This window comes from Ammoniphilus soli, assembly GCF_040813775.1.
This window is the reverse complement of the sequence record NZ_JBEGDL010000001.1, coordinates 518,887-544,113: the sequence shown is the minus strand read 5'-3', so window position 1 is coordinate 544,113 and position 25,227 is coordinate 518,887. Positions and strand designations below refer to the sequence as shown.

Sequence of the window (25,227 nt, the reverse complement as noted above, 5' to 3'; positions counted from 1 at the left end):
TCTCTTTCCTTTCGCTAGGATTCGGTATAAAGCTTAAATAACGCTTGTGTACCGCTTTCTGCTTCCCCTTTCGCCGCTAACTCCTCATAAAGCGACTTAGCAAGCTTTAACCCCGGCGTCAATAGCTTCATTTCTTCAGCGGCTTCTAAGGCGATATTCATATCTTTAATAAAATGCTTAATATAAAACCCCGGCTCGAAGTTCCCTGCGATCATCCGCGGGGCCAAATTGCTGAGTGACCAGCTTCCCGCTGCCCCTGCTTCGATACTTTGCAATACTGTAGATGGATCCAGCCCCGCTTTGCTCGCATAGGCCATTGCTTCGCATACTCCCATCATATTGGACGCAATGGCAATTTGATTGCACATCTTGGTATGTTGGCCAGCCCCTGCTTGACCCTGCAATACAATATTTTTCCCCATTTTTTGCAGGATCGGCAGCATAGCTTCAAAGACATCGCGATCCCCTCCCACCATGATGGTTAAGCGAGCCTCCTTTGCCCCAATATCGCCTCCCGATACAGGCGCATCTAGCGAGTAGATTCCCTTCTCCTTCGCTGCTTCGTAGATTTTTTTGGCGAGAGTGGGCCTCGACGTAGTCATGTCCAATACATACGTCCCAGGTCGGGCGTGATGAAGGATTCCCCTTTCCCCTAAATAGGTTTCCTCCACGTCTTTCGGGTAACCGACCATTGTGATGATCACATCGCAGTCCGCTGCCAGTTCCGCTACTGTTTCCTTCCAAACAGCTCCTTGTTGAATCAATTCTTCCGCTTTCGTTTTCGTACGCGTGTAAATCAGCACCTGATACCCGGCACGGAGAAGATGCTCGGCCATGCTTTTCCCCATTACTCCGATTCCGATAAACCCTACCACATGATCTGTGGAAACTGTCATTCTACCCTCTCCCTTTTCCTGCAAAGATTTGACAATCCCATTATAAGAAACATCCATAAAAGAAACAATCTATTGGGAACGGGGTCGATCCTCCTCTTACGGTTGCATTCACACAAGGTCCCAGCAGACATACACTATAGAAGGAGAAGTTAGAGGAGTTGTCTTCTACATGACCAAACCCACTATAGGCATTTTGACGTGGAGACAGGGTCTCCGTTTTGAGGAGCCTGCTTATCTGCGCCACTTAATCCAGGAAGGAAGAAAGCTTGGTTCCACTGTCTTTTTGTTTTCACATGCTGATGTGTTTTTGGATAAAAGAAAGATTCGAGGATTTACCCCTTCTGCGCAAGGAGGATGGGAGAGCCGCATTTACCCATGGCCTGATGTGGTCATCGATCGCTGTCGCAAAGGCGAGCCTGGTTACCTCGCCTTGAGGAAGCAAAAAGACTTGTTTATGTATGCCAATGGCACGTATACGAACAAATGGAATGCCACTCAATTGTTTTCCCGTGAGGAAGAATTGAACCGCTGGGTTCCCCAAACGGTTGAGTACTCTCCAAATCAATTAATGAAGATGCTTAAAGAGCATCCTTTATTGTATATCAAGCCCGGGAATGGCACAGGCGGAAGAGGAATTCTCAAGATCAGTAAAAATAAAAACGGATACCGTCTTCTCGGTCGTGCCCGCAACCTTGTGACGCGCTCCGCTTTCTTTTCATCCGCCCCCTCCCTTATAGCAGCGGTGAACCGATGGGTCAGAAAAGAAAGCATCCGAAATGGAAATTTTATGATTCAGCAAGGGTTAGATCTAGCTTTAATCCCTGATCGTGTGGCCGATACTAGGTTGCTGATCCAAAAAGACGAGCAGGGCGAATGGAACATCACCGGAGCAGGAATACGTGTCGGTCCCAAAAACAGCCCAACCTCCAATTTGCACAATGGAGGAAAGCCTTTTGAATTCACCGAATTCATGACCACTCGATTTGGAGAAGAAAAAGCGAATACCATCAAGGAAGAATGCAACCTCCTAGCTAAGACCGTGGTTCATATTATTGAGAAGCACTTCGGAAGCATGATGGAGTTTGGGCTTGACATAGGGGTAGATGTAGATGGTCGAGTCTGGCTCATTGAAGTAAACCCCAAACCTGGACGCGATATTTTTAAGGAATTGGGTCGACCCGAGCTTTACCGCAAATCCGTTCAACGTCCGCTCCAATACGCTCTCCATTTAATCTCAGCCAAGCGAGAAACTGAAGCACCGATCGCCACATTGGTCCGTCAAGAGCAAATGAAAGAAATAGAAGAAAAAGAATAAGTTCATTTTTAAAATAGAGTCCCTCTCTGGAACGGGCTCTATTTTTATTTCCTTAGTTGAAATCGGAGGGACAAGCCATGCTAGCAGCCCAACAGAGGGTTGGAGGAAATTGGAGAAGGGCATGAAGACCGTTGGGGCGCAAGGGCTCGGAGGAATTGGAAAGCATTTGGTATTTTAGCGCGTGTTGATATGCTTTAATATCTAAGTATGCCTTTCAATACCGATCCACTAGACGGCAGAGATGACTAACTAGAAAAAACAATGAGAGGATTGAAGGTGTTATGAAAAATTGGTTTAAGCTTACCCTAACGGGTCTCATGTTGGCCACAGGAATATTTGGATTCACAACAAACAGTTCCGCTGAGACCGTAGCCACTGCTTCTAGTAAGGCAATCGCAAAGATAGAAAGCGCTTCAAATGTAAGCAAAAGGGCAAAGATTATCCGGACGGGAAATCGATACCTAGGCGTTCCCTATCGTTTTGGTGCAGAGTATAATACCTCACGCCGATTTGACTGCTCTTCCTTTACTCAATATGTTTACAAGAAAAACGGAATTTCCCTTCCGCGTGGTGCAAGGGATCAGTTTAAAAAAGGGATAAAGATTTCGCGGAAAAATCTAAGGCCTGGCGATTTGGTGTTTTTCTCCACTAAGGCTACACTAAAATACCCGCGCAATTCCATTAAGAGAATTGGACATGTTGGGATTTATGCAGGAAATAACCGCGTCTTGCATACCTACGGTAAAGGTGGCGTCAAATACAATACGATGGCCCGCGGTTGGTGGGATAAGCACTATGTAGGGGCTGTTCGAGTCGTTAAGTCGTAAAGGTATTCGTGCTGTCCAAACGAGTCATAATTCCGACAGTACATAAAAAGTAGCCATAGCTATTCAGCCATGGCTACTTTTTATGTACTCGTTCAATTTCCTGTTGTTATAGAATCGAGATGTAAGTTACGCACGTTTTCCCCTTTCGAAAAAGCCGAACATCTTTGATACAATAGCAGAAGAGAAAAGTAGGAGTTGGAGGAGCATAACATGAACGAAGGCCCCCAAAAACAAACCCAATTCAAAGATTTCCTCCATCTGCTTCAGTGGGCAAATCCTCCCTTTGCAGCGATTAGCGCTGCGGGTTTGCTGAGTATCGTATCCACCATAGCCGGGCTCATTGTTCCCTTTTTAACCAAGGATGCAGTGGACCTTATCTCCGCCCAGACTCATGATCGAGGCCTTTTTGTTTTGCTTGGGGTCGCCTTTCTCATTCAAGCGGTTACATCTGGGCTGTCGCTTTACTTATTGGCCTATGTGGGCCAACTGACCGTAGCTCGTTTGAGAAAGCGGCTTTGGAGTAAGATCTTATCGCTTCCTGTTTCCTTCTTTGATCAACAGCGCACAGGCGAAACGATCAGTCGGGTAACGGGGGATACGGGAGTAATTAAGGATTTAGTTTCTAATCATTTGGTCTCTTTTTTTTCCAGTCTCATCTCGATTATCGGCTCCGTGGTCATTCTTTCTTATATTGATTGGCAGATGACCATTGTTTTGTTGATCGCCGTCCCCATTATGGTCCTGTTCATCCGCCCTATGGGAAGAAAAATCCATTTAATTTCCAAAAGGCTGCAGGATGAGACAGCACAGCTATCAGGCGTGCTAACCGGTGTCCTTTCAGAGATTCGTTTGGTCAAGTCATTCAATGCTGAGCCAATTGAGCAAAAAAATGGAGAAACCGGAATCGATCACCTATTTCGTTCCAGTCTGAAGGAAGCTAAAATCTATGCCATCCTTTCTCCTGTGATGCAAATCTTCATGATGGCCATCCTAGTCGTGATTATTGGATTTGGTGGGGTGCGCGTTTCTTCTGGAGCGTTGACAGCCGGGGAGCTTGTTGCCTTTTTGCTTTATTTATTCAAGATTATGATGCCATTTAGTTCACTCGCTCAATTTTATACGTCTATTCAAAAAGCCATGGGGGCTACTGAACGAATCAATGCCATTTTAAGCCACGAAGAAGAAAGGGGTTTAGAAACTCGGCAGGTGATAGCCATTCATGAACGCATTCATTTCAAGCAAGTCCATTTCGCTTATAGAGATAGCGGTCCCATAATTGAAGGTTTAAACCTAACCATCTTACCAGGGCGGGTGACCGCCATTGTCGGGCCTAGCGGATCCGGAAAAACTACTTTATTCTCCTTGCTTGAACAATTCTATATTCCTCAGCAGGGGCAAATTTTCTTGGGTGCTCACCCCATTACTTCATTTTCCCTAGCCTCGTGGAGAAAGCAGCTCGGATATGTTTCTCAAGAAAGTCCCATGATGGCAGGAACTGTACGGGAAAATATCTGTTATGGAGTGGAAAGAGAAGTGAGCGACAGTGAAATGAAGGAGGCAGCAACCCAAGCTTATGCTGATGAATTTATTCAACAATTACCAAATGGTTACGGCGCAGAGATTGGGGAACGCGGGATCAGACTTTCAGGCGGACAGCGTCAGCGAATTGCTATCGCGCGAGCGATCCTTCGCAATCCCTCCATCCTTATGCTGGATGAAGCTACATCGAATCTCGATAGCGCCTCGGAACAATGGGTACAAAAAGCCCTGCAGCACCTAATGAAAGGCCGCACGACGCTCGTTATTGCCCATCGTTTGTCCACCGTCGCAGATGCGGATCAAATAGTGGTGATGGAAAAAGGAAAAGTAACCGGTCAAGGAACACATCACCAATTGCTAGAAAATCATGAAGTATATCGTGAACTGGCAAAACATCAATTGTAGGAAGGGACACTCTCATAGATGAAAGAACCTAAAATTGTATTAGTCACAGGGGCTTCAAGCGGAATTGGGTATGAGCTGGCCAAGCTTTTTGCCAAGGATGGGAATAAGATCATCCTCTGTGCAAGAAGCGAGGATAAGCTAATTGGCATAGCCAAAGAGCTGGAAAAGGCCTATAACGTCCAACCTCTTGTCCTAGTTGCAGATTTATCGAAACCAAGTGTTCCCCAAGAGATCATGGAACAGCTGAAGGACATAGGGATGGCCCCTGATATCCTCGTTAATAATGCTGGCTTTGGACTTTATGGCTTATTTTCATATATGGACACGCAAGAAATTCTGGATATGATCCAATTGAATATTGCATCCTTAACCCATCTGACAAAATTACTGCTTCCGGGCATGATCGAGAAACGCTCCGGCAAAATCCTAAACGTTGCCTCAACTGCGGCTTTTCAGCCCGGCCCTCTGATGGCGGTGTACTATGCAACAAAGGCCTATGTTTTGTCTTTTTCTGAAGCTTTAGCGAATGAATTGCAGCCATTCGGCATTACCGTTACGGCTCTTTGTCCAGGCCCAACAGACACCGGCTTTGAAAAACGGGCAAAGCTGGAAAAATCTAAGTTATTTCAGGGAGTGAACATGGACGCCAAAACAGTGGCACAAATTGGCTATGAGGCACTCCTTCAAGGGAAGACTACGGTGATTCCTGGGGTGAAAAATCAGATACTTGCCTCCTCTGTTCGCGTCATGCCCCGCAGATTGGTCGCCAAGGTCGTTCGCCGTTTACAAGAGACAAGGAAATAAGCAAACTGTACATAAAAACGAGCCTTAGAAACAATTCTAAGGCTCTTCCTATTATTCCTGCTTCAAATATAGCTTCGTAGGATACGCCCCATTAAAGCAAGCCAAGCAATGTTCCGGTCCATTGGGCATCCCCGAGCCTAATACCTTGAGAAGACCCTCTTCGCTTAGGAAAGCCAGCGTATCAGCCCCAATGGTTTGGCCCATCGCTCTTTCTTCCGCATGACGATTAGCGAAGAGCTCTTCCTTCGTTGGCATATCGATACCATAATAACAGGGATTGCCAACCTTCGGTGAACTGATCCGAACGTGGACTTCCTTGGCTCCGGCTTCCCTTAGAAGCTGAACGATCCGCTTACTGGTTGTCCCTCTTACAATGGAATCATCTATGAGCACAACCCTCTTATCTTGAAGCAGCTCTCTTACCGCGCTGAGTTTCAATCTCACCGCAAGCTCACGCAATTCTTGTGTAGGTTCGATAAAGGATCTTCCCACATAAGGATTTTTAATTAGCCCGATTTCATAGGGTATGCCCGCTTGATGGGCGTAACCGATCGCAGCGGGGATACTGGACTCCGGAACAGCCACGACCACATCCGCTTCGGCTGGATGCTCCAGGGCTAGGATTTTCCCCAGCTCCTTGCGAATCGCCATGACACTTTTTCCTTGAATCACACTATCTGCCCGAGCAAAATAAATAAATTCAAACGAACAAAGAGACTTTTTTTCTTCTTGGGCGAATCGCCCCCCTCTTACCCCATCGCGGTCGATCAGGAGCCACTCTCCAGGTTCCACATCCCGCCAGAAGGTAGCCCCGACAGCATTCAAGGCACAAGTTTCCGAAGCAGCAACAATGGCATCCCCGATCTTGCCTAAAGAGAGCGGTCTCAATCCATGCCGATCCAAGGCAATGAGCATTTGCTGCTCCGTCAGCATCAAAAGCGCAAATGAACCATGGATTCGCTTCAATACATCAGGTACTGCGTCCTCAAATCGTTTCTTTGCTGATCTGGCTAAGAGATGGGCAATCACTTCCGTATCGGTACTCGTTTGAAAAATACTTCCCTGCTGCTGAAGCAGTTCTCGCTCGTACTCAGCATTTACCAAGTTTCCATTATGGGCCAAAGCTAAATCCCCTTCACGATACTTGAATACTAAAGGCTGAGAATTATGGAGGAGACTTTCCCCTGTAGTCGAATAGCGAACATGCCCGATTGCCACATGGCCATGAAGCTGATCCAGGATGGGCCGCGTAAATACTTTAGTGACCAGCCCCATTCCTCGATGATAACTAAAAGTCTCTCCATTGCTCACAACAATTCCTGCGCTCTCCTGTCCGCGGTGCTGCAAGGCATGAAGTCCATAATAAGTCAAGTCAGCGGCTTGGGGGTGATTAAACACACCAAATACGCCGCATTTTTCCCTCATTTCATTTCCCACGTTTCGTATCCTCCCCACCATAGTCTGCCAGTTATCCTAACCCTAGTATCCATAATTTACTTAGGGTTTATGAATTTTATTGGACAAAATTTAGGATGTGCCGGTTCGCATCAGTCCACTTTTCCTCATGCAGAAAGTGTCCGCAATCAGACAGGACAATGAACTGGGAGTTTTGCAGTTCGCGATGGAGACGCTGACAATGCTCCAGTGGAATGACTCGGTCATTTTCACCAGCTAAGATTAACGAGGGGTGTTTGATCTGCTCATAATGATCTTTGAATTTGCCGAAGTCAAACTCGCGGAGCATCATCATATAAGATTCTTCAAAGCCCGGAGTGAAGATCGGGCTTATATATTGGCGGAGCTCCTCATCAGAAAGGAGATTCGGATCATGGTATGCCCCCTTAAACATTTCTGCCAAAACATCTTCTCTTAAATATCGACTTTGGATAAACGTCTTAATAAATGAACGATAAGGAAGATGTCCAAGCAGTTTGACCCAAACGGGCAATTTGTCCCGATAACCGGAGCTTCCCACCAAGACTAATCTGCGAATGAGTTCGGGTCGCATCAAACTCAAGCGCAATCCAATTTCTCCGCCCATGGAACTCCCTACATAGTTCACGGGAGGAAGACCCATCTGGGAAATAAACTTGACCATGGTATCTACATGGTGATCGATGGAGTAACCCGGTCCCAAAGGCTTCTCAGAAAAGCCAAAGCCCTTCAGATCAACAGCTAGCACACGAAAGTGCTTGGACAGTTCGTCGATATTGTATCTCCACGTAAAGGAATAGGCACCAAGCCCATGGACTAGGAGGAGAGGGGGCCCTTCTCCTTTTTCTACATAATGAATGAGAACTCCATCGATTTTTATGAAATTTCCTTTCCAGATGAGCTTTGACGGCACAGATTGTTCTACTTCTGTCATCATCTTCATCACCCTAACTATCCGCTGATTCATCATTTTATTTATCCTAAAGTATGCCCGGAACAACGCTATGCGAATGTACTGCCAAAAATTGATGCATTTACCTACCTTACCATTCCCAGCTGGATAAAAAGGCGGCCAAATGGACTTGGCCTGAAAACACCTCTTGAGCCTCCTGTACAAGGAGTGGATGGTCCCCATAATGAGGCAGATGAGTTAAAATCAGCCGCTTAACTCCCGCCTGCATCGCCAGCTGACCCGCTTCACCCGCCGTCATATGGCCGGCTACTTTTCCTTTTTGCTCATTATAGAGGCTCGCTTCACAAATTAGGATTTCGGCCCCTTTTGAAAAGGATACTAATTCATCACTCCAGCTTGTATCTGCGGTATATACAAGACTGCGACCCTGGTGAGAAAACTTCATAGCCAAACAATACGCGGGATGAAGGGTTGGGCAAAAATCAACCTGCCAAGGACCGATGGGCAGGGGGTGTTGAGCAAATACCCTTACTCCCTTGGTGTAATTATTATGGGTCAGAGTAGAAAAAAGGGAGTTATCCCCTTCCGCATGAGCATAGATCGGGAGAGATTGCGATCGTTTTCCGAGAATCGTTTGAATAAGAAGGGCAAATTGAAGGCAGCCAATATCAGCTACATGGTCATGATGGTAATGGGAAAGTACAACGGCATCCAGCTTCTCAATCGCTATTACCCGCTGCAGTTGAGAAAGTACCCCACTCCCGCAATCCACCAAAATCCGAAAATCCCCTTCTTCGAGTAAAAAGGAAGTGGTGGCCTCTCCTGCTTCCGGGTAGGCGCCCCAAGTTCCTATGCACGTCAATTTCATGATCCTGCTTTCTCCCTTCTCCATTTCATGTTCCTACCTCTATGGTGGAAAAAAGGAACGTGATCCATTCATCATTGCAGACAAACAAAAGGAAGCCCTCTCGGACTTCCCCTCTATCGTTGACCCTCTCGCCTTAGTGGTCTCCGTGATTTCCCTTGCTAGGATTGGTAATGACAAAGCTTTCCTGAGGAAAATACAAGTAATCAATTTTGACACCATCTAGCATTTCTTGGGTCTTATCAAGCAACACATCGATGTCCTTGTCAGTCTTTACCACCTCGTCATTCTCTCCCGGTTCATCCATCCCTAAGCCATAATGTACATGGTCACCATGCGAATGAGTGATGGCCACTCGCAACAATTTGCCCTGCGTATCTTCTTTCTCCATGATTTCTTTTATTTTCTTTGCCGCATTTCTGGTAATCTTGCATTTCATCTTTATTACCTCTTTTCTCCAATATACATTCTCTATCATTATAAACGAAAACTACTTTATTAAAACCACTAGCTTTTTAATAGGCGCAAGCCATTGAGAATCACAAGGATCGTGCTCCCTTCGTGGCCTATGACGCCAAGAGGCAAGGCGAGCTCGTAAGCGAAATTAGAAAAAATCAAGAGTAGAATGACAATCAAAGAGAATGCCATGTTTTGCTTCATGACACGCGTAGCCCTTTTTCCCAATCGAATGGCGGAAGGCACTTTTTCCAGGTCATCATGCATCAGCACAAGGTCCGCGGTATCCAGTGCCACATCACTGCCCGTAGTTCCCATCGCAATGCCAACGGATGCGGTCGCCAGGGCCGGAGCATCATTTACGCCATCTCCAAGCATGGCCACTTTTCCGTACTTCTCTTTTAGAGTTTTGACCATCTCCACTTTTTGTCCAGGCAACAATTCTGCAAAAAAAGCATTTACTCCCGCTTCCTGTGCAATGACCTGAGCCGTTGCGGAACGATCCCCTGTCAGCATGACCACTTGCACTCCTTGCTGCTGCAGCTGAGCTATAGCCGACTTGGCCTCCGGACGAATGGTATCTTGAATTCCCAGTATCCCTGCTAATCCATTGTTATTCTGAATAAAAACGACTGTTTTCCCCTCCTGTTCAAGACGGAGCGCTAAATCATTCACCTCTTCCGTCAATTGGGAAGGATCCATGAATTCACCTTTCCCAATCTTCCAGTGCTCCCCGCCGAATTCGGCCTGAATGCCACAGCCGGGTACAGCCTGAATTTGTTTCGGTCGATCCAGTGAGAGCTGAAGATCTAACGCTTTTTGCACAACCGCTTTACTTAAAGGATGCTCGGATAAACTTTCGATAGATCCAATCGAATAGAATAATTCTGTATGGCTTATTTGCTGGAATGTAAATACATCTGTGACCTGAGGGCGGCCGTAGGTCAGCGTCCCCGTCTTATCTATAGCAAGAACTTTCACATCCGATAGATTTTCTAAGTGGGCGCCACCCTTAAACAGAATCCCATGTCGGGCCGCATTGGAAATAGCCGATAAAACAACAGGCATGATGGATGCCACTAAGGCACAAGGCGATGAGACAACAAGGAAAACCATGGCTCGATAAAGCGTATCTTCCCAACTCCAAGACAATAGATTGGGAGGGATAACGATTAGGAGCAGCGTGATTCCGATAATCCCTTTTGCATAAATTCGTTCAAACCTCTCCATAAAAGCTTGGGAAACCGGCTTCTCACTCTGCGCCTCCTGAACAAGCTGAATAATTTTTGAAAAAAGTGTTGATTCGCTGCTGCATGTCACCTCCACAATCAAGGCTCCATTCTCGTTTAGCGTTCCGGCAAAGACATCATCGCCGATCCCTTTTTCCACTGGAATGGACTCTCCCGTAATCGATGCCTGATTAACGGAAGAACGGCCCTCCGTTATCCTTCCATCTGATGGAATTCGCTCCCCCGGCTTCACTAGCGTAAGGTCGCCGACCTGAAGCTGATCAATCGGTACAATGGTCTCTTTTCCCTCTTTAAGCAATGTAGCGGTCTCTGGCTTAAGGTCCATCAGTGATGCAATATCCCGATAGCTCCGAGCCATTGTATAACTTTCCAGCACTCCGCTTAAAGCGAAAATAAAGATTAGAATGGCCCCTTCCAGCCAGTATCCAATGCTTGCTGCACCCACAGCAGCAACTAACATCAATAGGTTCACATCGATTTCTCTTTCCTCGACTAAAGTATAAATTCCTTCCTTTGCCTTTACAAAACCGCCAATGATATAAGCAAGCACAAATAGCCATGGAGACGGCAAGCTAATACCCAGGTACTCTGACAACCAGGCCGCCATGGTCAATATTCCACATAGCAACGCGGCCAATCCCTCACCGTGCTGGCTTAAAAACTGCAGCCTCTCCCCAAGCTTAAGGGAGCGTGCAGAGGCGGCAGAAGCTGAGGACACATTCGGTTTGATTTCACTCATGAGTGATCCCTCCTGATAATGAATTTCATTTTTTTTACCCCCTAAAAAGCACCGATGCTGCTGTCAAATTGACAGCAGCATGCTAGTTAAGAATGATTATTATTATTTTGTACATATCTAATATTTTTGCCCAAAGGAAACTTATTAATATTATTATATGCTAGATATTGGCATTTTGTAAACTGGAAATTGACAGCCCACGAAATTCTAGATATAATAAATTAAAAATGATAATTATTATTATCTAGAGGTGGTCACTTTGGATATTCAACTTTTGGAAATAGGATTGTTATCCTGCCTTATCGTTGCACTGCCTTTTCTTATGCACAGCTTTCACAAAATCAGCAAATAAAAAAGCCGGTATTCTATCGCTGATAGAACATGGGCTTTTTTATTTACCAGGAATCAAATTATGACAGTATAAAAAAAGACGCGAGAATCATTGCTCGCGTCCTTTTTACTATACACTTTGCTTTAATGGCAGGGTTCCCTTTCCTTCAAGATGTTCAGGATAACCGTATACCCCGTGTTCACTGATGTCCAATCCCATAATCTCTTCTTCTTCGCTCACACGCAATCCGATTACGGCCATAAGTACTTTTAGGATGATATAGGTGACAACCGCTGCATAAAGTCCGCATGCCAGAACGCCTGTCGCCTGAACGCCCAACTGGTGGAGACCACCACCATACAACAATCCTTCTTTCCCTACCCCAACAATTTCAACTAACCTTGGCGAAGCAAAGAATCCTGTAGACAACGTTCCCCAAACTCCGGCAATCCCGTGAACGGATGCTGCATAAATCGGGTCATCTATACCTTTCCGATCAAGATAGATGGACATACCGTAACAAAGAACACCGGCAAAAGCTCCTATGATCACAGAGGCCCAAGCTTCAACAAAAGCACATGAAGCCGTGATGGCGACTAAAGCGGCAAGAACCCCGTTAAGCATGGCGGAAATATCCGCTTTACCTGTGTACATCCAAGAAACGAGTAAGGCGAATACAGCACCGGCCGCCGCCGCTAATAGCGTCGTCATGGCCACATGGCCAAATAAGCCGTTTGAAACCCCAAGGGTGCTTCCTGCATTAAAGCCAAACCAGCCTACAAAAAGAATGAGAACGCCGAGTACCGTATAAACCTGATTATGTCCTGGAAGAAAATTAGGCTTTCCATTTGCGTTATATTTGCCAATTCTCGGCTTAAGAAGGATGGTGGCTACGAGTGCAGCAACTGCTCCTGTCAAGTGAACCACAGTAGACCCGGCAAAATCCTGTTTTCCGTGCTCGGCTAACCAACCGCCACCCCAAATCCAGTGTCCAATTACAGGATAGATAAGTGCTGTAAATAAAATGCTGAATATTAGATAAATAGATAATTTAGCGCGTTCTGCAAAGCCCCCAAAAGCGATAGCAAGAGATACTCCAGCAAAAGCCATTTGGAAAATAAAGAATATCGGAGTAGGAATTCCAAATACATCTTCAATGCCGTTCAAGAAAAATCCGTTTGTGCCAAACAAGGCATTGCCTTCTCCAAATGTAATCCCAAAACCAAAAGCCCAGAAAATCAGCGCACATAGCCCGAATGTAAAAACCGTTTTCCCTGCCACATGTCCCGCATTCTTCATCCGGGTAGATCCGGCTTCCAACAGAACAAATCCTGCTTGCATAAAGAGAACTAAAATTGCAGAAACCATCACCCAAAGCCAATCTACTGTAATTGCTACCTGTTCAATCTCTCCTGCTGCTCCGGCCATTTGAGGAAACAGAAGCAGAAGACCCAAAATAAATGGAGTCCAACCTTTCACCTTCATACTACTACACCCCTTTGTGTTATTTTTCTTAACATCTCTGATCTTTAACAGTATTGTATGCTGAATCAAAAGTACTATCAATTATAATGTTAGATTTTCTAACACAAAACCTGAGGTGAAAAAATTGGGGGCAGCAGAAAACTGCGCCCCCAACCCTATCTATCTTAGGTTAACAAATCATCTCCACAGGACAGGATGATTCAAATTTATATTTGGTTTGGCAAGAAGGGCACTTGGCATAGATTTCCAGGTCCGCTTTCCTCCCTTGATCCACCGTAAAAAAAGTACTGGCGACAACAACTTCTACTTGGCTTTGCTTTATTGGCTCTTTTGAAATTGTCGCAGACCAATTAAACTTTCCTTTGCAGATGAGACAAGTGTGAACCCCTTCTATTGTATTAGCAGCCATGATTACTCTCCTTTCACCTATCGACAATACATATTTCGACAGAAATCGAGGAATTCCTCCCTGACAAAGTAAGTTCACAAGATTGTCATAGATTTGTCTCCTTGCATTCTAGGGCTTGTTCCGACATAGAATGAACTATAGCTTTTCCTGACTTCCGAAAGGAGCTCTTGGATGAATCGGAGAAAGGTCCTTTTCTATAATCTCGTCGCCCTCTTTCTATTTTATCTTAATATCGTTATCAGCTTCGCTTTGGTCTATACCGCCCTAGACCTGACCCAGCTCGGCCCCATTGTAGACCATTACGCTACACCTAACCACCAGGAACAATGGGTAGACCGGTTGACGCGATCTTTATACTTCAGTGCGATTACCCTTCTATCTGTCGGGTACGGTGACGTGACTCCTTTTGGCTGGTCAAAAGCTGTAGCTATCATTGAGGCCCTAATCGGTTATATTCTGCCGACAGCCCTCGTCTTTAAATATGTTTTACTTCCTGCTTCTCCCATAAGGAGAGTATTTCAGCAAGTTAGCCGAATAGATAAAAAATAGCCTGGTCCCCTTCTGAAATTTCCAGTATTGGGCAAGATAAGGGGTGAGGTGATTGTAATGGCTCGTTACGTTGGTCAATTTCGCATGTCAAAAAGCGATAATTTGCTTTACTACTATGAAGATGGTCCTTATAAGGATATCTTGCAATATTTAACAGAACTAACCCAAACCGAACCAAAATACATCCGTTCGGCGCGTGCTTGGACCGTACCTTTACCGAAGCTGAGCAAGAAGGCACTCGAGGAACAGCTGTCTAGTAAGGGTTGGGCTTTTGAAATGCTTTAACTGGACAGGTCTCTTCTCGCTTTTGACACACGTCTCGGTTATGATGGTATCTGTAGGAGGGATGAGACATGATTACAGTTGTCGTTAAAGTGCCGGAACAAACTCCGGAAGTCCAGATTATCGAGAGTGTAGATACTTTGGAAGAAATCATGGAAGGAGAGTTTGAACTGGCCCATGATGACCATTTGGAAGGAATAAGCATTCTGGTTAATGAAGAGGTAAGAGGCATAAAGCCTCATAACTTTACCATTGAAGCTGACGGCTCCCACGATTGGGTGTATGGAACAGCCATTTTTACCCGGCTGGAGGAAGGAATGCTGAAATCGCTAACTGAGAATGAAATCGATCTTATTAAAAATTATTTTTCTAAAACAAGAGCGTACAAATAAACCAGAGGGAATGTCTCCCTCTGGTTTATTTGTACGTGAAATCAAAAAGCGTAGGGCTTTTTTCATAATTTTCGTCTTCGTTTCCTTCATAATAAGGCATATGGTCTTCATAGGCAGCCTTGGCTACGGATACAGCATCGTCAAAGTGATCGAATAAGCCTAAATTTTTCATTTTCCCGTTCAAACATAGCTGCACTCTCCATTGCCCTGTTTTTTTGTACCAAGATACCCCCCGTACACCACTTGTATTATTCCGGTGAATTTTTCGGTTTTGCATATTTTCACCTGGAGAGATAATTCTAAGGTTTCCTCTTCTATTATTAAGGGAGTCCCGATCAATATGGTCAACAACCATTCCTTCAGGGCAATCCATGATGAATCTATGAAGCAGAATCGTTCTATTGACGCCTCCTCTTCGATCCTTTCCATGGATATAGTATCGCTTTCCGGAATCATCAAATCCGGCAAACCAAGTTCCTCTAAAAGATTTTACTTTTTCAAGGTCAGCGGTATCAATCAATACCCTTAGGTAATAGACCTTATATCGAACAAAAATGACGGTTGAATCTCCGCAAATTTCGTATTCATTTTTCATACGGTGCTACTTTCCTCTCCCTGATCGCCTGTTTTCAAAACTTCCCCTAACCTTAGGATAGCTAACCGGTCTCGCTCTAGCCCCCTTCGCTTCCATTCCGTCTGCAAGCGAACAAGAGCCTCCCATGGGGTATCATCAGCTAATCGAAAAGTGCTGTAATGCATGGGGATAAAGGTCGTTGCCCGGAGATCGAGGAAAGCTTGAACCGCTTCTTCCGGGGAGACATGCTGCATTCCCATAAACCACTCCGGTTCATAAGCACCTATTGGCATGAGGGCATAATCGATATCGAAACGTGTCCCTATTTCCTTAAAACCCGGAAAGTAACCGCTGTCCCCTGCAAAATATACCGTTTCTTTTTTATACTTATCTCCCAGAACCCATCCTCCCCAATGAGAAGCATTGGTGTCCCATGGGGTTCGCTTGGACCAATGCTGTGCAGGGACAAAAGATATTTCTATATCATTCATCTTTTTCGCATCCCACCAAGTAAACTCCTCAACCCTCTTAAATCCTTTGTTTATGAATTTCTGACCTAAACCTTCGGGAACAAAAAAGTAAGGATCCCCCTTGATTCCGCGAATCGATTTAAAATGAAGGTGATCATAATGACTGTGAGAGATCAGAACCATATCAATCTTGGGCATCTGAGACAAGGCAATCCCCGGTGGGGTCAATCTTGGATACATCGCCATCTGCCTGGCCCAAACCGGATCTGTCACGATATTTAAACCGCCCATCTTCACTAGGAATGTCGCATGACCAATCCAGGTAAGGGAGTTTTCTGCACGATTTCGATGAAGATAATCTAAGTCAATTTCGGTTTCATTTGAAATAACGAAGGAGTAGTCCTTGATGACAGATCTCCTGGATTTTTGCCACCGAACAAAGTGATCCCAAGTCCGCTTATTTGGAGTGTCGTCCATATTGGAAAACCGCTTACGCCACATCTTAGACATAGGATCCCTCCTTGCTCTTATATAGTTATAGTATAGTCCTTCTGGCAAGAAAGTCACCAGATGGAATCAACTATATGCTCTTTAGCAATAGTTTCTTTAATACCGGAGCAAATCGTTCAGGCAATTCCTTCACTGTTTGAATCATCAAATGCTCTTTGTCGTAGATGTTCTGCATCGTTTTTTGTTCTTCTTCCATTATTTCTCCGTTGGAGAGGAAAAGGCCAATCACTTCAATTCCTTGCTTCCTCGCGTGTATAACTGCTTCTTTCGTATCGATAATTCCATTTTGGTCATATTGAGCTGCTGCCGGTTCCCCATCAGAAAAAACAAGCAGAAACTTATTTTTCTCTTTTCTTTTCTTTAATTCTTGCACCGCTACCCGGATGCTGAAGCCGTCGCGATTATCCTCCTGGGGCTCTAATTGCATTATCTCTGCTCCCGTTTTGCTATAGACGGATTGGTCAAAATCTTTAATTACGTGATAATAGTTAGGCTGATATCCCTCTTTGACTTGATTGGCATCTTCCCAGAAGCCGACAATCGAATGTGGTATCTTCAGTTTTCTTAATACCTCGTGAAACAGGATGGTCCCCTTTTTCGTTTCCTTCATTTTGTTATACATCGAAGCGGAGCAATCGACAAGTAAGGTAAAGGTTGCATCGATCTCCTTGGATTGATGATCCTTCTTATAAAAAACTTTAGGGAAATCCTCTAGTACCATGGGAAGAAGATTTTTCGATAAACGGCCGAAATTCAAGTTTTGTCTGGGGTGGTTTCTTTTATGCTCCAGCGTTCTTTCGATCGTCTTGGATAGTTTTTGAACATGAGATTCCACCTCCGAAACTAGGGCATGATACAGCTCCTTATCCTCCAGACTGGGAGAATTGGCCCCTTTTATTATCAGGACAGCATCTTTATTCTCCTCACCGAATAGGGATTTTCCCCCTTGTGTAGGAGAGTCCGCAAGGCTTGATTCATCCGCCTTTTTTTCAAAATTATTTTTCTCGCTTGCCCTTGCTTTGCCTTGTACCGAGCCTAAAGCCTGGTCACCGTCCTCGGCCCCCCTAATAGCATCCCCCAGCATTCGGGTCTGCGTTCCGCTTTCTAAATCAAATTGCAGAAACCCCCTTGACTGGTCGCCATCCTTAGTTTCGCCATGCCAAGTAGGCATCTTTTCCTGTTTCGCTTCATCACGTCCGCGTTCATGCGAATCCTGATCCTGATTTTTCAGTTGGCTCTTTCGCTTCAAATCGTCGATCGTCAAACCTGAGGCTCGCAGATCAGATCTTAAGAAAGGCAAAATAAAATACTCATTGATACTATCTTTTTCCCCAAATCGGGATAGACGGGCCACAAGTTGTCCGGCAATACGCACAACGTCTCTGGTGTGCCTGGTTTCGAAAGCTTGATATAAATCTGACTTCATCTCTTCCAGGAAATCGAGATAAATTTCATCTACTTCCGGAAAATGCGGATCTGGCGTATCGGAATAAAGAGTGAGATAGATAAGGCAAAAAAGCACATCCAAATCATACCCGCGGCTTAAATTTACGGTTAATTGGCTTTGAAAAAACTTCTGGTATTCCCTGGTGCGGAGGTAGAACCATTTCGCAGTCCCCGGTCTCTTCTTTTTGCATAGTTCTTCCAAACGCATATCCTCTAGGAGAGTCAAAAGCTGTATCCCAAATTTCCGTACGGGGAGCTCCTCCAATTGCTCCAGGTAAAGAGAAATTTCCTTCCAATCCGTATATTCCAACGTACCAATCGCTCGCAGGTAGACATCCGTCTTGTATCCTGCTTCCCTTTCCGGAGAAGGCATAGTATCCCAGAAATGACTCGCTGTCATGACTAGATTCGTCAGGTCAACATAATGTCCATAGTCAAACTTAAATTTAAGGTCCCTTATTCCGGATAAGACGCTTGCGAGATCTTGCAGCTGAAGAAACAGACTTGTCTCGACTTTTTTATTATTAAAGACAATAAATTTCATAAGCCCCCCTCATATCCATCAAAACAGGGTTTCAGCCAGGTTCTGGACAAACTCTCTTTCCTTTTCTTCCTCCATTTTATCGCTGATGGCTCTCTTAATCGCCCTCAGCGGAGGAATGACCGTGCTCAAGTCGCAAGCATCCAAAAGCGCCCGTATCGATGCGGCTTCTTCGGAAACCTTTCCCTGGCTGGCAGCAAGAATCAAATCCTCAGACAATTGCACAAATAACTCGATTTGTTTTTCTTCCTTTAGCATACTGTTTGATCGGATCAGGGTTTTCAATTCTTCGCCCTTAATATAAGGTACTTCAATCACGATAAAGCGATTCATTAACGCTTCATTGAGCGGAACCGTTCCGATATACCCCTCATTGATGGCAGCGATCACTCCAAATCCCTGATGAGCTTTTACTACTTCTCCTGTAAAGGGGTTTGTGATCATTCTACGATAATCCAACACCCCGTTGATTAGAGGCAGCGTCTCTGGCTTGGCCATATTGACTTCATCTATATATAGAAAATGACCATGATTCATGGCCTTAATTACCGGTCCCGGCGAAAATTCGATGACTTGACGGTTATCTTGATAAGCAATATAACGTCCGCCAACTAGGCTTTCCGCATCGAGATCAATAGAGCAATTCACCATATGGATCGGCCTTTTAAATAAGAAGGACAAAGTCTCCGCAAACTTTGTTTTCCCAGCTCCAGTCGGTCCTTTTAGGAGAATGTTTTTTCCCATTCCAAGCGCGGTAATCGCATCTTCCAACAATTCAGCCTGCGGGGGAATATAACCGCCCTGGCCAATTAAATAGCCATATTCTGATGAAGCCTGCCCTTCCACGTGGTTTAGCATGTCCTTTGCTGAGCTGGACAATAGAGAATCAATGGTTTTCATGTGTATCACTCCTAGCATAGCTTCAACATAATCTTGCAAGATTACGAAATACTTATTATACAATAACTGTTTCTTAAAAGTATCCCCCTATTATACCTTAAAAAAAGGGCTGCTCTCAGAGATCTGCTCTCTAGAGGAACGCCCAATCAAAAAGTGATGATTCATATTCCTGCAGGAATCGATTTCCTTACCTAAGCAACCACTGAATCGCCTGCGCAACGCCATCCTCCCAATGAGGCGGGGTTACCCGATCAGCAGATGAACGAACCTCCAACGGGGCATTCCCCATCGCAAACCCCATCCCAGCCCAGCGTAACATCGCCACATCATTCAGGCCATCTCCCATAGCCGCAACCTGTTCAGGCAAAATCCCCAAATAATCGCATACCCGCTGAAGCCCTGTGGCTTTGCTTACTCCTTCTGGGTTAACCTCTATGTTCGTAGGATCTGAACTCGTACATTCCAATTTCCCATAGCTTTTTAAGCGTTTCCACAATTGTTCGATAATCTCGGGATCTTCACTCTTGAACCCAAATTTCAGCCAGTGATATCGCTCCACATCTTCGGGAAAAGTGTCCGGCTTAAACACCTCCCCTACGACAGAGCTCCAAAAATGAGTACCGTATTTCCGGGCCAGCTGATGCAGGAAAGCAATATCCTGGTGACATAGAGTATGCCGCTCCAATAAGCTTCCATCCATCGTCCAAACCTCACTTCCATTTGCTGCAACAAAAGGAACCTGCAGATCCAGGCACTCTAAATAGGATCGGATCATCCGGCAAGGTCGACCCGTGGCAATCGTAACTTCAATCCCTGCCTCGCGAGCACGGCGGATCCATTTTTTGTTTTCAGGCGAAACGGTTCCGTCTTTCCCTAGAAGTGTCCCATCCATATCTAAGGCAATTAAGCGCCATCTGGTCATAACCGTACCCCCTGATTTTTTCTGTGGTCGAGCTAAACCGTCCTCTTATTACTATATTCTACAGGCCAATGTTGTTAACCTTTACTTGCCGTTATAAAAGAAAGGTCCCTCAAGGACAAACGCATTTCCTTGAGGGACAGCCTTTTCTTTCAAAGCTAGGTTCTATAGCTGGCATTAATCCGAATATAATCATAGGTTAAGTCGCATCCCCACGCTGTTGCTTTCGCTTCGCCATCATGGAGATCCACCAAAATCTTCACATTTTCCTTTAACAGGTAATCTCTTGCGTCGTCCTCGCTAAAGGGCACTGGAAAACTAGCCTGAACCACCTGAATGGAGCCAAGAAAAACATCCACCAGTTCAGGTTTGATGTCTGCACCGCTATATCCAACCGCACAGAGAATTCGTCCCCAGTTGGCGTCTGCTCCATAAATAGCTGTTTTTACGAGATTAGAACTGATCACCGTCTTGGAAACTTTGCGAGCAATCTCTTCGGTTGGAGCTCCTGTCACTTCGACCTCCAAAAGCTTGGTTGCCCCTTCTCCGTCGCGCGCAATCTTTTTCGCCAATTCCTTCATTACATAACACAGAGCCTGATAGAAATCATCCGCTTGCGGATGCGCAGAGCTGACTTGGTTATTCCCGCTCATGCCGTTTGCGAGTACGATAACCATATCGTTCGTGCTTGTGTCTCCATCCACTGTAATCATGTTGAAGGTTTCGTCTGTTGCTTTTCTTAGTGCAGACTGCAGGAAGGCTTGGTCCACATTAGCATCTGTGGAAATAAAGGCAAGCATGGTGGCCATATTCGGGTGGATCATGCCTGAACCTTTCGCTGTCCCAGCAAGCGTCACCACCGTACCATCCAGTTCCAATTCCACACAGATTGATTTTTCCACAAGATCAGTAGTTAGGATAGCTTGGGAAAAGAGGGGACCGCTTTGATCGGAAAGATTGTCTGGCAGCTGCTCAATGCCTCGGACAACTTTTTCCATAGGCAGATACTCACCTATAACACCCGTCGAAGCTACACCGACTAGCTCAGGTAAAATGGAAAACGCCTTGGAGACTGTCTTCTGCATGGTGCGCGCATCTTCCAGGCCTTGATCTCCAGTGCAAGCATTCGCATTCCCGCTGTTGACGATGACCGCTTGAAGCTGTCCTTTCTCGATGCTCTCCTTTGCAACCACCAACGGAGCTGCCTGGAAAAGGTTGGTTGTATATACTCCTGCCGCTTGTGCAGGGACTTCACTAAGCAAGATACCCAAGTCGTGCTTTTCTACTTTTTTTATGCCGCTATAAATTCCTGTTGCCCTAAACCCCTTGGGTGTGGCAATATTCCCATCAATGATGCGAAACGTTGACATCATGGTTCTCTCCTCACACGGTGAAAATCAATATTTGACGCTATAATGTATATTTATACTACATTTTCTATGTTAATACAATTAGTATTTTGAGTCCGGCAAGAAGAAGGCTTGTGGCCAAGTTTTTCTTGTCAGCTCATGTCTGTTGTGCATAATAGTATCCCAGTATATAATACGGTTCATAGAGAAACATTTTAACCTGAGGAGGCTGGATCATGCTAGAGCCAGGAGAGAAACCGGAAGCGGGAGATGTGTATCAGAGTTACAAGGGAAACCTCTACATCATCATCGGAAGAGCCATTCACGCGGAAACGACCGAGGAAATGGTCATCTATAAAAGTGATGGGGAGATGATGTTTGTTAGGCCCTTAGAAATGTTCCAAAGCCTAGTACATGTTGATGGTCAAGACATGCCGCGCTATAAGAAAATCTGGGATAAAGAAGGACATTCCACCGTCCTTGCCCGTTAAAAAAAGCTTTATTGAAGTAAAGGGAGTCGATCCACAGTCAAAAGCTATGGAGCCGCTCCCTTCTTTATTTATTCCTTGTGATCAGTCGCTGCAGCCAGCTTCCTTCCTTTTGTTTTCTTCTTCGTTGCCTTGGCGGAAGCTTCGAAGATGTATTCTCTAGAATAGCAATGAAATCACCTTTACTCGTCCCTTGCGGCTCCAAAGTCCCCAAAGCCGGAGGTCCCTCAAGAGCTTCCCACTCCCCATCCGGTGAATTTGAGACCATCTCGGACAGATAACCGAATAGTTTAAGCTGGCTTTCCTGGTGAGCTGTATGTTCCCTGAAAGCAAAGCTCTCAAACAGCCGGGGGTAATGTTCAAAGGATAGAATTAATGTATCTTCCAGCACATAGCGTACATTTTTTCCTCCTTCGGGGACAACATAGCATTCATAGACTGGCAGCGCAGCTAATTCCCTATCTCTCTGAATTTTTCTGATCATCTTGCGGCCATCTCCAAATACAAGCTCTGTTTCCTTGCCCAGGGCATTGCAAACCAGACGGTCCGGGAGGACGGATAGGTAGGTTAGTTCATAAGGCAATAGGTAATATAAATAGACTCCTCCAGGACTCAATAAGACGGCATCGAAAAAACGATCAGAATGATCCGAAATGGGGAGAAGATGAGTATATGGGGTAGAATCGTTAACGGCCTCCAGTAGACTCCAAAAGGAAACTGTAAATTGCAGCCTATTTCTCTCACTTTCATTATGGATTGTCGGTTCCAGCTGCTGAACTCTATTCTTCAGCACTTCTATTGCCTGCTGCATATCCATTTCCTTTCCACACCTCCTATCGATACCAGCCTAACAGAAGCCCATCCTTCCTACAGCTTACCTTTCTCTAATTCCATATTCAGATAGCCCAAGTTCTTGGCTAGCTCTTCAATAAGCCTGTTCACCCTGACTCTCTCATCATCCATGCTTTTAACCGTCTCTTCCAAGCTGTGGATAAAAGCATCGCCGTTGATGACTCTTCCCTCTAATCCATCAATGGCAGAGAAAATATTTGGAATGTGATAATGGAGATAATCGTTTTTATTGATTTGTACTTTTTCAATCGCTTCTCCTCTCAGCTCCAAGAAGGACTGATATAAATCAGCTAGGCATTTCTCGGTTTGTCCTTTGATTGCTTGTCTTATTCGATTTTGGCCAAAATCGATATTGTAAACCAAGAGCTCTCGAAGATAACGGACCTGATCATGCGCCTCATCCATAAACGAACGGATAGTAATTAACTTCTTCAAAGCTAGACTGGAATTTAGATAAAACTGCTTGAGCATATCATGGGCTACCAATGGAATGTCAGCTTGCATTTGCTGTTTTTGCTCCTCAATTCTTTGCCTGCTGAAGACATATCCCGTTGCCAATCTGACTCCGCCTAATCTAGGGTAGTTTTCAATAATGGACCGTTGGGTCTGCTCCAAGATGGAGGCTGCCGTTTCTAAGTCTATCGGATCGAATAGGGTTGCTGATTGTCCTGCTAAAATATGGCGGCAAACAAAGCCTAGCGGGGTTTGATACCATGGTTCAGGTACGCGGAACTCCTCTTCGCCAGCAGGTTTCCATAAGGCTGCAAGCACTCGTTGAACAGCAAATTTCGCTTGAGGATAGGCTCTTCCGTTTTTCATATAAACTTGTACAATCAGATCTAGATCTTGCCCAAACTGGGTTTGCTTCAATTCCTCTAGGGTAAGATAAGGTAGGTCCTTGCCAAATAGTGATTTCAATTGTATTCTACGCTGATCGTATATATTCTCTAAAGTTTGATCCGCTTGCTTCCTTAATTCATCAACAGTAATCTGGGCAAGACTGACAATCGGTACATCAAGCTCTTCTCTAGGAGATTGCCCTTCATGAATCACGTTAGATTCTTCCTTAGGCAGGGCAGGCTCCAAAGGAGCGATCCATTCAGATGCCGGAGCAACATCGGAGACTTGAGAGTTATCCATTTCCCCTTGATCATCCAATGTAGTGACTTGCTCCCCTTCAGCTTCCGTTGTGGCATTTAACTTCTCTTTATGTATATTGACGGCTTGCTGCCATAAATCACGAATGGAGACATCGTGATCTTCTTCAGGTTGGGAGGCTTCGCCCTTTTGTACAGCCGGCAGCTGTTCATTTGCTGAAAAATCGGACACGCCTGTTTCCCTAAACTGATTCAATTTATTGAAAAAGCTCATACACCTAACTCCTATTTCCCAAGATTTGATCTAAATGAAACTGTGCTGTCACTTCGGTATCTTCCTCATCTTCCCTAACTATAGAAAAAGAGGAGTTATCAGCGGAATGCGTTTCGAAGCGGATGTTCACCCTGCCAAGAAGGCAAGTTGAACAGAAGCTGGACATTGTATGCACATGGAAAGATGTATGATGTATAACTTGCCGGCCAAAATCCCTGCAATCGGGATTCGTACATTCAATTGTAACCCACATCTCCCAATCCTCCTTCAAACAGGACTTCTGAATAGTTCTATTCCACATGCAAACAAAAAAACCTCCAATCAAAAGACAAATTTCTGCAATTTTCGCCTGATGAAGACCATCAATAAGATGAAACTGAATTTCTTTTAGGCCTGGATGGGGGATAAGTGCTCATTTCGAAGTTTAGCTTATCCGCATATCTTATATTATTATGTCTTTCAAGGGGGAGAGGGATGGGACCGGAAAGAGAATGGATGGTTGTGCTTCAGTGCCCATGTACCCCAAGCGAGAATATCATTATCACTCACCGAAAAATGCGAGACGGACTAGTCGTCATCTGCAGTTTATGCAAAAGGCCGCTGGTCATCCTGGGGTCCGATGGACACTTGTATCTTGTAGGAGAGATCATAATCACCGATGCGAAAAATATTAATTCCTAATCACCCTTTCCAATTCCTATCGGAAAGGGCTTTTCTTTTTTCACGTATGAACAAGGACGTGGGCCTCGAATCCGTTTTCAAGCAAAAACTTGCTGACATATTCCGGATCGCGCTTTACGCAAATCTCCAACCTTTCCACTTCCTTTAAGTATAAAACCTGCAAAAGATTAAGCTGATCGCAAATATCCTGAAAGACTAACTCATTCGAACAAACAATCCTGCACGACATGGGCAT

General features: G+C 45.0%; 26 protein-coding genes. 9 read left to right on the top strand and 17 right to left on the bottom strand.

Annotated features, from left to right (window positions below; genetic code table 11):
- Positions 1 to 14 precede the first annotated feature (14 nt).
- Positions 15 to 896: an NAD(P)-dependent oxidoreductase gene (locus ABLT31_RS02870; RefSeq protein WP_367748614.1), complete on the bottom strand. Its 882-nt coding sequence runs from the start codon at positions 894 to 896 to the stop codon at positions 15 to 17.
- A gap of 169 nt (positions 897 to 1,065) precedes the next feature.
- Between ABLT31_RS02870 and ABLT31_RS02865 the strand changes: the two genes are divergently transcribed.
- The 4 genes from ABLT31_RS02865 to ABLT31_RS02850 all read left to right on the top strand — a co-directional run bounded on the left by ABLT31_RS02865 (position 1,066) and on the right by ABLT31_RS02850 (position 5,786).
- Positions 1,066 to 2,211 carry a YheC/YheD family endospore coat-associated protein gene (locus tag ABLT31_RS02865; RefSeq protein ID WP_367748611.1) on the top strand — a complete coding sequence of 382 codons (1,146 nt, stop codon included), beginning with the start codon at positions 1,066 to 1,068 and terminating at the stop codon, positions 2,209 to 2,211.
- A gap of 281 nt (positions 2,212 to 2,492) precedes the next feature.
- On the top strand, positions 2,493 to 3,038 hold the full coding sequence (locus ABLT31_RS02860) for a C40 family peptidase (protein ID WP_367748607.1): 546 nt from the start codon (positions 2,493 to 2,495) through the stop codon (positions 3,036 to 3,038).
- Between the two features lie 210 nt (positions 3,039 to 3,248).
- The gene (locus ABLT31_RS02855; RefSeq protein WP_367748604.1) at positions 3,249 to 4,982 is read left to right on the top strand and encodes an ABC transporter ATP-binding protein; all 1,734 of its coding nucleotides are present in this window, start codon (positions 3,249 to 3,251) and stop codon (positions 4,980 to 4,982) included.
- Positions 4,983 to 5,000: 18 nt separating this feature from the next.
- Entirely contained in the window at positions 5,001 to 5,786 is a 786-nt protein-coding gene (locus ABLT31_RS02850) for an SDR family NAD(P)-dependent oxidoreductase (RefSeq protein ID WP_367748601.1), read from the top strand.
- Positions 5,787 to 5,837: 51 nt separating this feature from the next.
- On the opposite strand, the gene purF is transcribed toward ABLT31_RS02850, so the two are convergent.
- From purF to ABLT31_RS02815, 7 genes are all read right to left on the bottom strand, one after another.
- A complete protein-coding gene (gene purF / locus ABLT31_RS02845; protein WP_367748598.1) occupies positions 5,838 to 7,244 on the bottom strand; it encodes an amidophosphoribosyltransferase in 1,407 nt (468 codons plus the stop codon).
- Between the two features lie 55 nt (positions 7,245 to 7,299).
- Positions 7,300 to 8,157 carry an alpha/beta fold hydrolase gene (locus ABLT31_RS02840; RefSeq protein WP_367748595.1) on the bottom strand — a complete coding sequence of 286 codons (858 nt, stop codon included), beginning with the start codon at positions 8,155 to 8,157 and terminating at the stop codon, positions 7,300 to 7,302.
- 106 nt (positions 8,158 to 8,263) lie between these two features.
- Positions 8,264 to 9,001, bottom strand: a complete 738-nt coding sequence (locus ABLT31_RS02835) for an MBL fold metallo-hydrolase (RefSeq protein ID WP_367748592.1) — start codon at positions 8,999 to 9,001, stop codon at positions 8,264 to 8,266.
- A gap of 133 nt (positions 9,002 to 9,134) precedes the next feature.
- On the bottom strand, positions 9,135 to 9,437 hold the full coding sequence (locus tag ABLT31_RS02830) for a HesB/IscA family protein (protein WP_367748590.1): 303 nt from the start codon (positions 9,435 to 9,437) through the stop codon (positions 9,135 to 9,137).
- A 68-nt stretch (positions 9,438 to 9,505) separates the two neighbouring features.
- Positions 9,506 to 11,443, bottom strand: coding sequence for a heavy metal translocating P-type ATPase (locus ABLT31_RS02825; RefSeq protein WP_367748587.1), 1,938 nt, complete (start codon positions 11,441 to 11,443; stop codon positions 9,506 to 9,508).
- Between the two features lie 460 nt (positions 11,444 to 11,903).
- Positions 11,904 to 13,202, bottom strand: a complete 1,299-nt coding sequence (locus tag ABLT31_RS02820; RefSeq protein WP_367749344.1) for an ammonium transporter — start codon at positions 13,200 to 13,202, stop codon at positions 11,904 to 11,906.
- Between the two features lie 226 nt (positions 13,203 to 13,428).
- The gene (locus tag ABLT31_RS02815; protein WP_367748585.1) at positions 13,429 to 13,668 is read right to left on the bottom strand and encodes a hypothetical protein; all 240 of its coding nucleotides are present in this window, start codon (positions 13,666 to 13,668) and stop codon (positions 13,429 to 13,431) included.
- A gap of 171 nt (positions 13,669 to 13,839) precedes the next feature.
- Here ABLT31_RS02815 and ABLT31_RS02810 point away from each other — a divergent pair, with 171 nt between their 5' ends.
- The 3 genes from ABLT31_RS02810 (at position 13,840) to ABLT31_RS02800 (ending at position 14,891) form a co-directional block, all read left to right on the top strand.
- Positions 13,840 to 14,217, top strand: coding sequence for a potassium channel family protein (locus ABLT31_RS02810; RefSeq protein ID WP_367748583.1), 378 nt, complete (start codon positions 13,840 to 13,842; stop codon positions 14,215 to 14,217).
- A gap of 57 nt (positions 14,218 to 14,274) precedes the next feature.
- Complete coding sequence (locus ABLT31_RS02805) at positions 14,275 to 14,502, top strand: hypothetical protein (protein WP_367748581.1); 228 nt, start codon at positions 14,275 to 14,277, stop codon at positions 14,500 to 14,502.
- Between the two features lie 68 nt (positions 14,503 to 14,570).
- Positions 14,571 to 14,891 (top strand): DUF3846 domain-containing protein, encoded by a 321-nt coding sequence (locus ABLT31_RS02800; RefSeq protein ID WP_367748579.1) that lies wholly within the window; start codon positions 14,571 to 14,573, stop codon positions 14,889 to 14,891.
- A gap of 25 nt (positions 14,892 to 14,916) precedes the next feature.
- Here ABLT31_RS02800 and ABLT31_RS02795 read toward each other — a convergent pair whose 3' ends face one another.
- From ABLT31_RS02795 to argJ, 6 genes are all read right to left on the bottom strand, one after another.
- Entirely contained in the window at positions 14,917 to 15,486 is a 570-nt protein-coding gene (locus ABLT31_RS02795; RefSeq protein WP_367748576.1) for an HNH endonuclease, read from the bottom strand.
- Entirely contained in the window at positions 15,483 to 16,445 is a 963-nt protein-coding gene (locus tag ABLT31_RS02790) for an MBL fold metallo-hydrolase (protein ID WP_367748574.1), read from the bottom strand. Before ABLT31_RS02790 ends, ABLT31_RS02795 begins: the two co-directional genes overlap by 4 nt.
- A gap of 70 nt (positions 16,446 to 16,515) precedes the next feature.
- Positions 16,516 to 18,435 carry a vWA domain-containing protein gene (locus ABLT31_RS02785; RefSeq protein ID WP_367748572.1) on the bottom strand — a complete coding sequence of 640 codons (1,920 nt, stop codon included), beginning with the start codon at positions 18,433 to 18,435 and terminating at the stop codon, positions 16,516 to 16,518.
- Positions 18,436 to 18,453: 18 nt separating this feature from the next.
- Positions 18,454 to 19,290: an ATP-binding protein gene (locus tag ABLT31_RS02780; protein ID WP_367749343.1), complete on the bottom strand. Its 837-nt coding sequence runs from the start codon at positions 19,288 to 19,290 to the stop codon at positions 18,454 to 18,456.
- Between the two features lie 229 nt (positions 19,291 to 19,519).
- Positions 19,520 to 20,254 carry a Cof-type HAD-IIB family hydrolase gene (locus ABLT31_RS02775; RefSeq protein ID WP_367748570.1) on the bottom strand — a complete coding sequence of 245 codons (735 nt, stop codon included), beginning with the start codon at positions 20,252 to 20,254 and terminating at the stop codon, positions 19,520 to 19,522.
- Between the two features lie 155 nt (positions 20,255 to 20,409).
- Positions 20,410 to 21,621, bottom strand: a complete 1,212-nt coding sequence (gene argJ / locus ABLT31_RS02770) for a bifunctional glutamate N-acetyltransferase/amino-acid acetyltransferase ArgJ (RefSeq protein ID WP_367748567.1) — start codon at positions 21,619 to 21,621, stop codon at positions 20,410 to 20,412.
- 215 nt (positions 21,622 to 21,836) lie between these two features.
- On the opposite strand from argJ, the gene ABLT31_RS02765 reads away from it, so the two are divergent.
- On the top strand, positions 21,837 to 22,091 hold the full coding sequence (locus tag ABLT31_RS02765) for a DUF1653 domain-containing protein (RefSeq protein ID WP_367748564.1): 255 nt from the start codon (positions 21,837 to 21,839) through the stop codon (positions 22,089 to 22,091).
- A 64-nt stretch (positions 22,092 to 22,155) separates the two neighbouring features.
- On the opposite strand, the gene ABLT31_RS02760 is transcribed toward ABLT31_RS02765, so the two are convergent.
- Complete coding sequence (locus tag ABLT31_RS02760) at positions 22,156 to 22,905, bottom strand: hypothetical protein (protein ID WP_367748562.1); 750 nt, start codon at positions 22,903 to 22,905, stop codon at positions 22,156 to 22,158.
- A 50-nt stretch (positions 22,906 to 22,955) separates the two neighbouring features.
- Positions 22,956 to 24,311 carry a hypothetical protein gene (locus ABLT31_RS02755; RefSeq protein ID WP_367748560.1) on the bottom strand — a complete coding sequence of 452 codons (1,356 nt, stop codon included), beginning with the start codon at positions 24,309 to 24,311 and terminating at the stop codon, positions 22,956 to 22,958.
- A 474-nt stretch (positions 24,312 to 24,785) separates the two neighbouring features.
- On the opposite strand from ABLT31_RS02755, the gene ABLT31_RS02750 reads away from it, so the two are divergent.
- Positions 24,786 to 24,992: a hypothetical protein gene (locus ABLT31_RS02750; RefSeq protein ID WP_367748558.1), complete on the top strand. Its 207-nt coding sequence runs from the start codon at positions 24,786 to 24,788 to the stop codon at positions 24,990 to 24,992.
- 40 nt (positions 24,993 to 25,032) lie between these two features.
- Here ABLT31_RS02750 and ABLT31_RS02745 read toward each other — a convergent pair whose 3' ends face one another.
- On the bottom strand, positions 25,033 to 25,227 hold the full coding sequence (locus tag ABLT31_RS02745; protein ID WP_367748556.1) for a hypothetical protein: 195 nt from the start codon (positions 25,225 to 25,227) through the stop codon (positions 25,033 to 25,035).